Annotated in this window: 12 protein-coding genes; 9 read left to right on the forward strand and 3 right to left on the reverse strand. The window is 72.2% G+C overall.

The window, feature by feature from the left end:
- Positions 1-157 precede the first annotated feature (157 nt).
- The 3 genes from OHA11_RS23885 (at position 158) to OHA11_RS23895 (ending at position 1,802) form a co-directional block, all read left to right on the forward strand.
- Positions 158-562, forward strand: coding sequence for a hypothetical protein (locus OHA11_RS23885; protein WP_266499482.1), 405 nt, complete (start codon positions 158-160; stop codon positions 560-562).
- Positions 559-699 (forward strand): hypothetical protein, encoded by a 141-nt coding sequence (locus tag OHA11_RS23890; protein WP_266499485.1) that lies wholly within the window; start codon positions 559-561, stop codon positions 697-699. The genes OHA11_RS23885 and OHA11_RS23890 overlap by 4 nt, the downstream gene beginning before the upstream one ends.
- 119 nt (positions 700-818) lie before the next feature.
- Positions 819-1,802, forward strand: a complete 984-nt coding sequence (locus tag OHA11_RS23895; protein ID WP_266499486.1) for an aminoglycoside phosphotransferase family protein — start codon at positions 819-821, stop codon at positions 1,800-1,802.
- On the opposite strand, the gene OHA11_RS23900 is transcribed toward OHA11_RS23895, so the two are convergent.
- Positions 1,781-2,119 (reverse strand): helix-turn-helix transcriptional regulator, encoded by a 339-nt coding sequence (locus tag OHA11_RS23900; protein ID WP_266507405.1) that lies wholly within the window; start codon positions 2,117-2,119, stop codon positions 1,781-1,783. The two genes, OHA11_RS23895 and OHA11_RS23900, sit on opposite strands and share 22 nt — an antisense overlap.
- Positions 2,120-2,423: 304 nt before the next feature.
- Between OHA11_RS23900 and OHA11_RS23905 the strand changes: the two genes are divergently transcribed.
- Complete coding sequence (locus tag OHA11_RS23905) at positions 2,424-3,845, forward strand: NAD(P)-binding domain-containing protein (RefSeq protein WP_266499488.1); 1,422 nt, start codon at positions 2,424-2,426, stop codon at positions 3,843-3,845.
- 97 nt (positions 3,846-3,942) lie between these two features.
- Here the strand turns inward: OHA11_RS23905 and OHA11_RS23910 are convergent, their stop codons facing one another.
- Complete coding sequence (locus OHA11_RS23910; protein ID WP_266499489.1) at positions 3,943-4,824, reverse strand: hypothetical protein; 882 nt, start codon at positions 4,822-4,824, stop codon at positions 3,943-3,945.
- A 251-nt stretch (positions 4,825-5,075) separates the two neighbouring features.
- Between OHA11_RS23910 and OHA11_RS23915 the strand changes: the two genes are divergently transcribed.
- From OHA11_RS23915 to OHA11_RS23925, 3 genes are all read left to right on the forward strand, one after another.
- The gene (locus OHA11_RS23915) at positions 5,076-6,896 is read left to right on the forward strand and encodes a glycoside hydrolase family 15 protein (RefSeq protein ID WP_266499491.1); all 1,821 of its coding nucleotides are present in this window, start codon (positions 5,076-5,078) and stop codon (positions 6,894-6,896) included.
- Between the two features lie 41 nt (positions 6,897-6,937).
- A complete protein-coding gene (locus OHA11_RS23920; RefSeq protein WP_266499494.1) occupies positions 6,938-7,933 on the forward strand; it encodes an FkbM family methyltransferase in 996 nt (331 codons plus the stop codon).
- A gap of 218 nt (positions 7,934-8,151) precedes the next feature.
- The gene (locus tag OHA11_RS23925) at positions 8,152-9,705 is read left to right on the forward strand and encodes a serine/threonine-protein kinase (protein WP_266499496.1); all 1,554 of its coding nucleotides are present in this window, start codon (positions 8,152-8,154) and stop codon (positions 9,703-9,705) included.
- A gap of 28 nt (positions 9,706-9,733) precedes the next feature.
- Here OHA11_RS23925 and OHA11_RS23930 read toward each other — a convergent pair whose 3' ends face one another.
- Positions 9,734-10,789 (reverse strand): CdaR family transcriptional regulator, encoded by a 1,056-nt coding sequence (locus OHA11_RS23930; protein ID WP_266499499.1) that lies wholly within the window; start codon positions 10,787-10,789, stop codon positions 9,734-9,736.
- A gap of 440 nt (positions 10,790-11,229) precedes the next feature.
- On the opposite strand from OHA11_RS23930, the gene OHA11_RS23935 reads away from it, so the two are divergent.
- Positions 11,230-11,745: a hypothetical protein gene (locus OHA11_RS23935; protein WP_266499501.1), complete on the forward strand. Its 516-nt coding sequence runs from the start codon at positions 11,230-11,232 to the stop codon at positions 11,743-11,745.
- 72 nt (positions 11,746-11,817) lie between these two features.
- Positions 11,818-13,239 carry a flotillin family protein gene (locus OHA11_RS23940; RefSeq protein WP_266499503.1) on the forward strand — a complete coding sequence of 474 codons (1,422 nt, stop codon included), beginning with the start codon at positions 11,818-11,820 and terminating at the stop codon, positions 13,237-13,239.
- Positions 13,240-13,379 lie beyond the last annotated feature (140 nt).

The following is a 13,379-nucleotide window of genomic DNA, read 5'->3' on the forward strand; positions in this document are numbered from 1 at the left end:
CACCTCTCGTCTCATCGAACCGCTGTCACCCAAGGCGTTCGGTGACAGTCCACCGGTGTGTCCGGCCTGTCCGATCGGTCATGTTGGTAGTGACTGGAACGCAGTGCGTAACTACCCACTTACTCGGGGTGCGCACACGGACGTGCATGGAGCGACGATGACGCAGCAGGCGGAGGAGCAGCCCCTGAACCCTGGGGCGTTGGTCTACGACCCGGTGGCCGGCAAGGTCGGGGAGTACCGGGACAAGGCGGGGCCGTACGCGATGCTGCGCCCGGTGGGTGGTGGCCGGGAGTGGCAGGCCGACCCTGCGCGGATCCGTCCGGCCACCATGGCGGAGCGGCTGAGCGCCGAGGTGAAGGCGGTCAACGACCGTGCCGGTCGGGGCGCGGTGCGTGGGCCGGGCTACGACCTGACCTGCCCGCCCGTTCCTGTCCCCGGCTGTGCGGCGTGCGCCGAGCTCGATGGGCAACGCAAGGCAGCGCGCGCCGAGTTCGACGGCAGCAAGGTGACCGACGCCAACGTGTTGATGCGTCAGCACCAGCGACGGGAGCACGGCGGATGACTCGCCGGACCTTCCGCTACGTGCCCTTCACGATCGTCCAGGACACGACGGCGGAACCGGAGTACGGGGCACGGTGCGTTGCCGGGGACGAGTCCGAGTGCGGCAAGTGGGCCGTGAGTCCCAGCGACACGCCGTAAACCCGGCGTGTCGCTGGGACTCACGCGACAATTGCTTCGCCCCGCGGATTCGCCAACAGCATCGTGTCTCACCACCGGGCGGGGCCGTTCAGTGTGTGGGTGCCGCGTAGGGTGCCCGGATGATCGACGTACCGGAAGTGTTCGCCCGGAGCACCGTCGAGCGGGAGGGCGAGCCCGGCGCGGCCTGGCTCGCCGAGCTGCCCGGCATCGTGGACGAGTTGCTGGGGCAGTGGGAGTGCGTGCGGGACGGCGAGGTCATGCACGGCGGTGTCGGGGTCGTCGTCCCGGTGCGACGGCGGGCCACGGAAAGCGCCGAATTGGCGGAAAGCGCCGTACTGAAGGTGTCGTTCCCGCACCACGGCAACGTTCACGAGCCGGACGCGTTCGAGGTGTGGGGCGGACGAGGAGCCGTCCAGCTGCACGAGCGCGACGACCAGCGGTTCGCGATGCTGCTGGAGCGGGCCCAGGCGTCGGCGCTGGCGGACGTCGAGGACGGCGACGAGGTGGTGACGGTCGCGGGGCGGCTCAGTCGCCGGCTGGCCGTCCCGGCTCCGCCGGGCCTCCCCCGGCTACGGGAGCAGGCGGCGGGCTGGGAGGAGCAACTGCTCAAGGACGCCCAGGAGTTGGCGCACACCCTGCCGCGTGACGTGGTGGACACGGCGGTGGCGACCGCCCGCGAACTCGGCCGCGTCCAGCCGGACGTCGTCGTCCACGGGGACCTCCACGCCCGGAACATCCTGCGCGGCGACCGCGAACCGTGGCTGGCCGTCGACCCCAAGGGCTACGCGGGCGACCCCGCCTACGACGGCGGCACGCTGCTCAAGTCCCGCGCGCTGACGCTCATCGGGGTGGACGACCTGCGCGGGGCCGCCCACCGCGTCCTGGACGTCTTCGCCGAGACCGGGGAACTCGATCGCGAACGCGTGCGGCGCTGGGCCCAGTTCCATGCCGTCCAGGCGGCGTTCTGGGGCCGTCGGCACGGATTCCGGGTGGCCCGCGGCGGATTCCGGCTGGACCGGCTCGTCGAATTCGTGGACCACTTGGCGGAGTCGCTCACGGAACGCCGGTGGACGGCGCGCGGTCACCGGCCGGGCGAGCGCTGAGGCCGGGGGCTCGTGAGCAACTGGCCCATCCCCGCCAGCACGCTCGGCTCCACGCGGTAGTAGACCCAGGTGCCGCGGCGCTCGGAGGTCAGCAGGCCCGCCTCCTTGAGCTTCTTCAGGTGGTGGGACACGGTCGGCTGGGAGACGCCGACATCGGAGATGTCGCAGACGCACGCCTCGCCGCCCTCGTGCGAGGCGACCAGCGAGAAGAGCCGCAGCCGGACCGGGTCGCCGAGCGCCTTGAACATGGTGGCGGTCCGCTCGGCCTCCTCGACGGTGAGCGGGCGCTCGGTCAGGGGAGGGCAGCAGGGGGCCACCGCCGTCGCCGCAAGGGCTGCCTGGGTGGCCCGGGTGGCCTGGGAGGCCCGGGTGGCAGGGGTGGCCCGGGTGGCCCGGGTGGCAGGGGTGGCCGGGGTGGCAGGGGTGGCCGGGGTCGCTCGATCGTCCAGCTCCACGATCTGCACCTGCTCCATCTGCTCCACCTGCTCCACCGCACCTGAATTCGACATCTGTCTATGTTGACAGCTGTCGATGCAGTGAGGCAAGCTCCGTGTATCGGCTATATCGATAGACGTCGAATCAGCTGGGCAATCAGGTGTCGAATCAGGAGTGAGTGTGTCGATGAGCAGCGAAAACACCACCACCGGTCTTCCCGTCGTTGTCATCGGTGCCGGGCCCGTCGGGCTCGCCGCCGCTGCCCACCTCGTCGGGCGCGGCCTCGAACCGCTGGTCCTGGAGGCCGGTCCGGTCGCCGGTGCCGCCGTCCGGGAGTGGGCTCACGTACGGCTGTTCTCCACCTGGGCCGAGGTCGTCGACCCCGCGGCCGAGAAGCTCCTCGCGCCCACCGGATGGACACGGCCCGACGCGGCGACGTACCCGACCGGCGCCGACTGGGCCGAGCGCTACCTCCAGCCGCTCGCCGACGTCCTCGGTGACCGGGTCCGGTGCGGTACGACCGTCATCGGCGTCGCCCGCGCCGGACGCGACCGCGTGGTCGACTCCGGCCGGGAGGAGCAGCCCTTCACCGTGCACGTCCGGCGGGCCGACGGCGGGGAGGAACGGATCGCCGCCCGAGCCGTCATCGACGCCTCCGGCACCTGGTCCCTGCCCGGACCGGCCGGAGCGGACGGACTGCCCGCGCTCGGCGAGCGGGCCGCGGCCGACCGCGTCTCCTACCGCGTTCCCGACCTCAACGACCCCGCCGTACGCGCCCGTTACGCGGGCCGGCGTACGGCGGTCGTCGGTTCCGGCGCCTCCGCCTTCACGGCCCTCGCCGCCCTGGCCGACCTCGCGAAGGAGGCGCCCGGGACGCACGCGGTGTGGATCCTGCGCCGCGGCCTCGGCGCGGACACGTACGGCGGTGGCGAGGCCGACGCGCTTCCCGCCCGCGGTGCCCTGGGGCTGCGCGCCAAGGCGGCCGTGGCGGACGGGTACGCCTCCGCCGCCACCGGCTTCCGCGTCGCGGCGCTGGAGAGGGTCGCGGCGCTGGAAGGCGCCGAGGCGCTGGAGAGGGAGGGCGGGCGGCTGGTGCTCGTCGCCGAGGACGGCCGTCGTCTCGAACCGGTCGACGAGGTCATCGTCCTGACCGGCTTCCGGCCCGACCTCTCCTTCCTCTCGGAGGTACGCCTCGGCCTGGACGAACGTCTCCAGGCACCCGTGCGCCTGGCCCCGCTCATCGACCCGAACGTCCACTCCTGCGGCACGGTCTACCCGCACGGCGTCCGCGAACTCTCCCACCCCGAGCGGGACATCCACCTGGCCGGCATGAAGTCGTACGGCCGCGCCCCCACGTTCCTCGCGATGACCGGCTACGAGCAGGTCCGCTCCCTCGCCGCGGCCCTGGCCGGGGACCACGAGGCCGCCGAGCGCGTGGAGCTGACGCTCCCGGAAACGGGCGTCTGCGGCGGCGCGGGTCTGTTCGACGAGCCGGAGGAGGCGCAGACCGGGGAGGGCGGCGGCGGTTGCTGCTCCGCCCCTGCGGCGTCCACCGCCTCCGTCACGCTTGAGATCGGCGGCCGGGCTGTGGGGTCCGGCGGCTGCTGACCTCCCTGCCCCGCCCCGCGCCGCCGCGCGACCGGGGACTGGCCCCGGTCGCGCGCTATTTCGCCGACCAGGGCTGACCAGGGACGCCCCGGGCCGGTCAGCCGTCCTCGTTCTCGTTCTCGTCCTCGTTCGCCGGGCGGGCCGCCGGTTTCTTTCCGGCGAGTACGTCCTGGAGGCGCTGCGTGCCGAGTTGGGCGGCCTGCCGGGTGGACTCGGCGATCACCCCGTCCAGGCCGCCGTTGGTGACGGACAGGGCGCTGTCGCCGACGCGGACCGCGGCGAAGTCCAGGCTGAGCTTGGAGTTCGCGCCGCCCGACTCCCCGTACACCGTCACCCGCAGGCTCTCGCGGGCCTCGCCCACGCCGGGCAGGGGCGAGGCGACGACCTGGACCGACAGCTCCCCGCCCCTGACGTCCGTGGCCGTGAACTCGCCGCACTTCCCCGGCACGGCCTTCAGCCAGGCCAGCGACGCGTCCAGCGCCGCCCGGTCGTACGCCCCGACCTGGTACCGCACCTGCGTCCCGTCGTCGGTGTCGTCCAGGCCCGTGACCGCGCGGGCCCCGGTCGGCTCGCCCAGCAGGTCCTCCGCGTACAGGCCGTCCAGCAGCCGCTGGCAGTCGGCGACGTCCGCCTTGCCCTTGAGCAGGGCGTCCCGCCAGGTCGCCGCGCCCTGCGTCGGTGTCCAGTCCCCGCCCAGGTCCTTGTCGGTGATCAGCGCCGACTTCACCTGCGCCTCGGTGAGCGTGCGGGCGACCGTGACCGAGGGGGACGACGACGGGGCTTTCCCGGCCACGGGCGAGGCGGAGACCGCCGTGTCGCCCGCCGCCGCCCGGGAGCCGCCGCCATCGCCGGCCGAGCACCCGGCGGTCGTGAGCAGCGCGGCCACCGCCGCCAGGACCGGGACGGCCGCGGGGACGGTACGACGACGGGAGAGGCGGAACTGGCCGAGCGGGCCGGGCGGGCCGGGCGGACGGGTCATCGCGGAATGCCTCCTACGGCTTCAACGGCTTCTACGGCTTCTCCCGCTGACTACGCGGCTTCTCCCGCTCATGCGGCTGCTGCGGGCGCGGGATCTCCACCTCACCGCACCACCTGCCGGAACCGCCCACCAGCGCACCGGTCCGACCGGGTGAGGCATTCCGCCCGTTCGGGACGCCCCCGGTTCGGGACGCCCGGTTCGAGATGTCCCTTCCAGATGCCCCCGTCCCCCACCACATCGACACTGGCAGCATGCCGGGACGGATCGAGGACTACGCCCTCGTCGGAGACCTGCTCACAGCCGCCCTCGTGGGGCGCGACGGCAGCCTCGACTGGCTGTGCCTGCCGCGCTTCGACTCGCCCGCCTGCTTCGCCGCGCTGCTGGGCGACGAGAACAACGGCCGCTGGCGGATCGCCCCGGCGGACGCGTACACGGGCGAGGGCGAGGGTGTGACGGTCCGCCGTCGTTACCGCGGTGACTCCCTCATCCTGGAGACCGAGTGGGAGACCGCCACCGGCCGGGCCACCGTCGTCGACTTCATGCCGCGCCGCGACGGCGCCCCCTGCGTCGTACGCATCGTCGAGGGCAACGCCGGCACGGTCGCCCTGCGCATGGACCTGCGACTGCGCTTCGAGTACGGCAGCGTCGTGCCCTGGATGCACCGGGTGGACGGGCAGCTGACGGGGATCGCGGGCCCGGAGTCGGTGTGGCTGTCCACGCCCGTCGCGCTGACCGGACACGGCGAGGCCCACACCGCCGACTTCACCGTCACCGCGGGCGAACGGATCCCCTCCGTCCTGACCTGGCACCCCTCCCACCTGCCCACCCCCGACACCGTGGACCCCTTCGACGCGCTGCGCCGCACCGAGCAGTACTGGAGCCAGTGGCTGCGCCCGTTCTCGTACGACGGCACCTACCGTGACGCGGTCGTCCGTTCCCTCATCACCCTCAAGGCCCTCACCTACGAGCCGACCGGCGGCATCGTCGCCGCCCCCACCACCTCCCTCCCCGAACAGCCCGGCGGCGTCCGCAACTGGGACTACCGCTACTGCTGGCTCCGCGACGCCGGAATGACCCTGGAGGCCCTGCTGCGCAGCGGCTTCACCGCCGAGGCGGACGCCTGGCGCGGCTGGCTGGAACGGGCGGTGGCGGGCCGGCCGAAGGACATCCAGATCATGTACGGCATCGGCGGCGAGCGCCGGCTGACGGAGTGGACGGCCGACTGGCTCGCCGGGTACGAGAAGTCCCGCCCGGTACGCATCGGCAACGGCGCCGCCGCTCAGCAACAGCTCGACGTACCCGGTGAGTTGATGGACACCCTCTACCTGACCCTCCGCTCCGGACTGCGCCCCCAACGGCATCTCCTCTCCCTCCAGCAGGCCGTGCTCGACCATCTGGAGGAGGTGTGGACGCACCCCGACCAGGGTCTGTGGGAGACCCGCGGCGAACCCCGCCACCACGTCCACTCCAAGGTCATGTGCTGGGTGGCCTTCGACCGGGCGGTCCGCATGGCCGAGGAGCACGGGCGCCCGGGGCCCGTCGCGCGCTGGCGCGAGATCCGCGACCGTATCCACCGGGAGGTCTGCGAGCGGGGCTTCGACCCGGTCCGCGCCACCTTCACGCAGTCCTACGGTTCCCGCGCGCTCGACGCCGCGCTGCTGCTCATCCCGGGGACCGGCTTCCTGCCGCCGGACGACCCGCGCGTCGTCGGCACGGTCGCCGCCGTCGAGCGCGAACTCGCGACCGACGACGGCCTGGTCAGCCGCTACTCGACGGTCCCCGGTGGAACCGCGGGCCCCGACGGTCTCACCGGTGGCGAGGGAACCTTCCTCGCCTGTTCCTTCTGGCTCGCGGACGCCCTGCGTCTGACCGGCCGGGAGGACGACGCCCGCCGCCTTTTCGAGCGCCTGCTGCTCCTGCGCAACGACGTCGGTCTCCTCGCCGAGGAGTACGACGTCCTCACCCACCGCCAGCTGGGCAATTTCCCCCAGGCGTTCACGCACGTCCCGCTCATCCGCGTGGCGTACGAACTCGACCACCACGCGATCCATCACGCGCGAAAACTTCCGTAAAGTGTCAGTGAATCCGAGGCGACTTCTGCGAGGCTGGCAGGATGCAGACGCTTTACAGAAGACTGCTCACGTTCCTTCCCCGTATCGGTGTGAAGGTCCTCGATCTCGGCCCCGGTGCCTCCGTCGTGTTCCGGCGAGGTGAACGGACCGGCGTTCCGGTGGGACAGAGTGCCCATCTGGTGACCCAGGGGAAGGGGCGGTACGCCGTCACGTCCGTGGGCTCCGATACGTGGCTGGTGGCGCGCGCGGCCAAGGGGCGCAAGGCGACGAGCGTCGCCTTCGGCGGCACCGGAGCACGGCTCCTCCTCGACAAGGCCGTGTCGGCCGAGTCGGAGCGGGAGTTCCAGCTCGGGGCCGCCCACTATCTGTGCGCCCAGCACGTGGCCGCGCTGCTGGAGCTGTACCGCGTGAACTGCGTGTTCGACGTGGGTGCCAACATCGGGCAGTACGGGAAGGAGCTGCGGAAGTTCGGCTACAAGGGACGCATCGTCTCCTTCGAGCCGGTCTCCGACACCTTCGCGAAGCTGCGGGAGTCGGCAGAGAGCGACCCCGACTGGCAGGTCTACAACTTCGCGCTCGGGCGTGAGGAGGCCGTGCAGTCCATCCACATCGACTGGAAGTCCATGAACTCGCTGCTGCCGCCGAGCGAGTACGGCAAGGAGCGGTACAAGCGGTTCGCCAAGGGGCGTACCGAGGAGATCGAGATCCGGCGGCTCGACGACGTGATGCAGAAGGCCCTGGAGGGGATCGAAGATCCCCGGCCGTATCTGAAGATGGACACGCAGGGGTTCGACATGGAGGTGTTCGCCGGGGCGGGTGAGCGGATCTCCGAGTTCGTGGGGATGCAGTCCGAGGTGGCGGCGTTGCGGTTGTACGAGGGGAGTCCTTCGATGGGGGAGGCCGTCGCCGCGTACGAGGCCGCGGGGTTCGGGGTGACCGGGATGTATCCCGTTACCCGGGAGCCGGCCACCGGGCGGGTTGTCGAGTTCGACTGTGTGATGGTGCGGCCTGAGGCAAGTGGGATTGCCGCGGGTTGAGTTGGGCTGGCCGCCGCCCCGCGGCGGAGCCGCCGGTGTCACAGCCCCGCGCCCCTTGCGGGGCGCTGGTGGGGGGCCGGAGTCGGTAGGCTGATCACTGCTGCGGATCCCCCTACCTGCGCGCTTCTTCATCGCATGAAGTGCCGTTCGCGGTCGTCGTGTTGGCCTTCTGCTGTGTTGAGGATGATTCGCTGGTGCTCGTCGCGGAGCGGTATCGGTTGAACGGGTCGATTGGCCGCGGCGGTATGGGGGAGGTGTGGCAGGCCACCGACGAGGTGCTCGGGCGGGAGGTGGCCGTCAAGCTGCTGCTCGGGGACGAGGCCGACAGCGCGGCGGCCGCCCGGTTCCGGCTGGAGGCGCAGACGGCGGCCCGGCTGAGCCACCCGTACGTCGTCGCCGTGTTCGACTTCGGCGCCTGGGACGACCGCTTCTACCTGGTCATGGAGCTCGTCGAAGGGCAGAGCCTCGCGCAGGAGCTGACCGCGGCGGGCACCCTCGGGACCGAGCGGGTCGCCACGGTCGCCGCCCAGGCCGCGGCCGGGCTCGCCGCCGCGCACCGGGAGGGGATCGTGCACCGGGACATCAAGCCCGGCAACCTCCTCGCGGACGCCCAAGGCACCGTGAAGATCGGTGACTTCGGCATCGCCCGCTTCGTCGACGACCCGTCCTCCGCGCTCACCACGGCCGGGCAGATCGTCGGCACCAGCCTCTACCTCGCCCCCGAACGCGCCCTCGGGAGACCGGCGTCGGCCGCCTCCGACGTCTACTCCCTGGGCTGCGTGCTGTACCAACTCCTCACCGGGCGACCGCCGTTCCGGGCCGAGAGCGCCACGGTCACCCTGCACCAGCACATCGACATGGCCCCGGTGCCGCCCCGCGAGCGCGGTGTCCAACTGCCGCCCGCCTTCGAGAGCTACCTCCTCGGCCTCCTCGCCAAGAAGCCCGAGGACCGGCCCACGGCCCAGGAGGTCGCGGACTGGTTCGGCACCGGGGCGTGGCGGGGGCCGGCCGAGCCGCTGCCCGTGGCGTCGGGGACGACACCGACACCGAGGCCGTCGGCGCTCTCCGCCTCGCCGTCGTACGACTCCCGGCCGTCGCGGTCGGCTTCCGCCGAGAGCGGCCCTTCGACGATGTACCGGCTGCCGCCGACCGCCGCACAGCCGGCCCGGCCCGCGCAGGCCGCCGCCCATGCCACCCACTCCGCACACGCTGCCCACTCCGCCAACGCTGCTCACGCCGCCCGCTCCATGCCCTCCGCGCCGTCGCGCCGCGCACGGTCCGGAGGTGCACGGCCCGGAGGCGGGCGGTCGGGAAGCGCGAGATCGGGAGGTGGCGTCGGTGCGATGGCCCGTCGGCGGCCCTTGGGCCTCGCGGTCCTCGCGGGCGCGGTGCTCTTCGTGCTGGCCGTGCTCGCCGGCATGAAGATATTCGCGCCGGACAACACCGCGGCCGAGACCGGGACCGGGCGGAAGGACGGGTCGTCCACCGGCCCCGAGAACACCGAGGCGCCCGCCGCCGGGACAGTGGCCCGGACCGGGACGCCCGACTCCGCACCCGCACCCGGCGACGACGTCAACGCGGAGCCCCCCGCGTCCCCCTCGTTATCGGAAAGTCCGGTAGCCACGCCGACCCCGGCCGAGGATGAGGCCGAGGCCGAGGAGAAGCAACCGAAGGACCAGAAGGACCCGAAGCAGGAAGAGCTGCCGCAGCCCCCGCCGCAGTACGGCGACGACGGGGACGATGGGGACGACGACGGGTACGAAGAGGACTAGCCGGACCGGGCGAGAGCTGGGGCGAGGACTAGAAGTCCTTCTCCGGCCAGTCGAGCAGCCGTGCTCCGATGACCGCCGTCTGGAGCGTGTACCGGTGCAGCGGATCGGCCGGATTCGCGTCGGTGAGTTTGTGGATGCGGTCCAGCCGGTACGTGAGCGCGCGGACGCTGAGCGACAGCCGTCGGGCGGCCTCCGCGGCGACGCAGCCGGAGTCGAAGTAAGCGGTGAGGGTGTCGAGGAGCGGTTCCGCCCCGCCGCGGGCCTGACGCAGCGGGCCGAGCGCGCTGAGGACCAGATCGGCCATGGCCTGCCGGTCCCGGGTGAGCACGGGGTAGACGAGGAGGTCGGCGGCGCGCAGCACGGGGCTGTCGAACTCCAGGCGGTCGGCCAGGTCGAGGGCGTTCAGGGCCTCCTCGTACGAGTGGACTACCCCGCCGGGCCCCGGCTGGGAGCGGCCGATGGCGACGCGTCCGCCGTCGGTGGCCGCGTACGCCTGCTTGGCGAAGAAGTCGAGCACGTCGTCCTGGTCGCCGGGCGCGATGCACACCAGACGTCCGTCCTTGGTGGTCACGAGGATGCTGCGGTCGCCGAACCGGCTGATCAGGGAGCGCTCCACATCGCGGGGCACGGCGTCCCCCTCGTCGTACGCCGTCTCGCCCTGTGCCACCGCGACGGCGTGGGCGTGCGACAGGCGCAGTCCGAAGCGTTCGGCGCGCTCGGCCAGCAGGCCGAGGTCGCTGCGGCCGTGCAGGAGGTCGTCGATGAACTCCCGGCGTGCGGCCTCCTCCTGGCGTACGGCGAGGAGTTGCGCGCGCTCGTAGCCCTCGGCGAAGGCGTCGACGGCCTGCTCGACGGCGGCGAGCGTGCTCTCGCCGGCCGTGGCCGGCCAGTGGACGCGGGCGGCGGCCAGGTGCGCGCCGACCAGGGCGCGCAGTCCGTACCCCGCCTCGGCGGCCCGCTCGCCCAGGGCCCGGCGGGAGGCGAGTTCTTCGCGGGTCAGCCGGCGGCCGGTCGCGGCGGCGTCCGCGAGGATGCGCCCGTACCCGTCCAGGTACTCCTCGGGTATCTCCCGCCCCGCCGCCATGCGCGCCCCCGGTTTCCTGATGAGCCGTTGACGTCTTTCTAGCGCATACGGGCGGAGCGTGGTCCGGTGAGGGTGGGGTTCACTGCCGGAGTGCGGCAGGTCCATACGTGACCTCGGCTCCCCTCGGGGCTGGGCCCCGATACCGGTCGTCCCCCGACGATGTTCCGGTACCGGGGCCCTGTCCGTCCCCCGTGCTCCCCGTTTCTGCCCCACCATCGTGACCCGGGACGGGAGCCCGGCGCATTGCCGGATTCCGGCAGTCTTTACGCGTCCTTGATGCCGGGCAGCGCTCACAGGTTCGATTCCGGACGCCGCTCACGCATCGGCGCGGCATCAAGAACGCGTAAAGACTGCCGGGTTACGGCAATGCGCACACACGTACGAGCCTGGCACGATGTGCATCGGTCGAGGTGACCGGCACAGGTGGGGAGGTGGACCGGATGGCGCTGTTTCTTGGTCTCGGCATCGCGGGAATCGTTCTGCTGGTCCTGACGTTCGTCTTCGACGGCGTACTCGAAGGGCTCTTCGGCGGGGCGGGTTTCCTGGACGGGCTCTTCGACGGACTGCTCTCGCTGCCGGTCATCGCCGGATTCGTCTCGATGCTCGGCTTCGGCGGGGCGCTCGTCCTCGGCACGACCGGGCTCGGCGCCGGTCCCGCCACCGCGGTGGGCATCGGCGCGGGCGCGGGGGCGGGCTGGCTGACCTGGCGGTTCAGCCGGGCCCTGATGCGGGACGAGCCGTCCGCGACGCCGCGCGGCACCGACCTCGTGGGCAGTTCGGGCTCGGTCGTCACACCGATCCCGGCCGACGGCTACGGCGAGGTGCTCGTGTATCTCGCGGGCCAGCCGGTGAAGCTGGCGGCGAAGAGTCCCGAGCCGGTGGCCCGGGGTGCCGAGATCTGGGTCGAAGAGTCGCTGTCACCGACGTCGGTGGCGGTCCGCCCGGTCCAGCGCTGAAGCCCTGTCTGTCCCGTAACCCGTACCGCTCGTACTGATCTGCCGCCTGGGGGCGGCAGGGGGGAATCCACCATGAGTCCAGTTCTCGTCGCGGTCGTGGGAGTCGTCGTACTCCTCGTACTGCTCGCGCTCGTCGTCGTCACCCGTTACAAGGTGGCCGGGCCCAGCCAGGCGTTCATCGTCACGGGCAGGCGCGGCAAGAAGTCCACCGACCCGGACACCGGCCGGGTGTTCACCGACAACAGCGGCCAGAAGGTCGTGGTCGGCGGCGGTGTCTTCGTCGTGCCGTTCGTGCAGCAGAAGTTCACCCTGGACCTGTCCTCGCGGCACATTCCGATCTCGGTGCGTGGCGCGGTCACGCTGCGCGGCGTCAAGGCGAACCTCGAAGGCGTCGCCATCGTCAAGGTCGGCGGCACCGAGGACTCCATCCGCGCCGCGGCCCAGCGGTTCCTGATGCAGCAGGACGGCATCGTCGGCTTCACCCAGGAGGTGCTGTCCGGCGCGCTGCGTTCCATCGTGGGCCGGATGTCGGTCGAGGACATCATCCGGGACCGTGCCGCGTTCGCCGGGCAGGTCGCGGAGGAGGCGGAGGCGAGCCTGTCCGGGCAGGGCCTGGTGCTCGACGCCTTCCAGATCCAGGACATCACCACCGAGGGCTCCTACCTGGAGGACCTCGGCCGCCCCGAGGCCGCCCGCGCCAGGCAGGAGGCCGACATCGCCGAGGCGGTGGCCCGGCGCGCCGCCGAACAGGCCCGGCTGAAGGCCGAGGAGGAGATCGCGATCGCTCAGCGGACCTTCGCCCTCAAGACGGCGGAGATCAAGGCCGAGACGGACGAGGCCGCGGCCCGTGCCGCGGCGGCCGGCCCGCTGGCCGAGGCGGCCCGCTCGCAGGAGGTGCTCGCCGAGCAGGAGAAGGTCGCCCAGCGGCAGGCCGCGCTGACCGACCGCGAGCTGGACACCAAGGTCCGCAAGCCCGCCGACGCCGCCCGCTACCAGGCCGAGCAGGAGGCCGAGGCCCGGCGTATCGCGCAGGTCAAGGAGGCCGAGGCGGACGCCCAGCGGTCCAGGCTGACCGGTGAGGGCGAGAAGGCGCACCGCGCGGCGCTCGCCGACGCCGTACGCATCGAGGGTGAGGCGGAGGCCGCCGCGATCGGGGCGAAGGGGGCGGCCGAGGCCGAGGCGATGCGGAAGAAGGCCGACGCGTTCGCGCAGTACGGCGATGCGGCCGTGCTGCAGATGCTTGTCGAGGTGTTGCCGCAGGTTGTCGCCAAGGCGTCCGAGCCGCTCAGCGCCATCGACAAGATGACGGTGATCTCTACGGATGGGGCGAGCCAGTTGTCGCGTACGGTCGCGGACAACGTCGCCCAGGGGGTCGAACTCCTCAGCTCCACGACGGGCGTTGACCTTGCGGAGCTTCTCAAGGGGATCACTGCGCCGAAGCCGGCGGGCGCTGTCGCGGTCGAGGCCAACGGGAAGATCGAAGTGAGTGACTGACGGTACGGGTTGAGATGTGGCTGCGGGCGCGTGGGGGCTGGTCGCGCAGTTCCCCGCGCCCCTGAAAGCGCGGCTGCGCCGCGACCAGCCACCCCACCGGGCCGCAGCCAAATCCATTCCGCAGGCCGCCGTAGGGTGAA

Source organism: Streptomyces sp. NBC_00878 (assembly GCF_026341515.1).
Classification (GTDB): domain Bacteria; phylum Actinomycetota; class Actinomycetes; order Streptomycetales; family Streptomycetaceae; genus Streptomyces.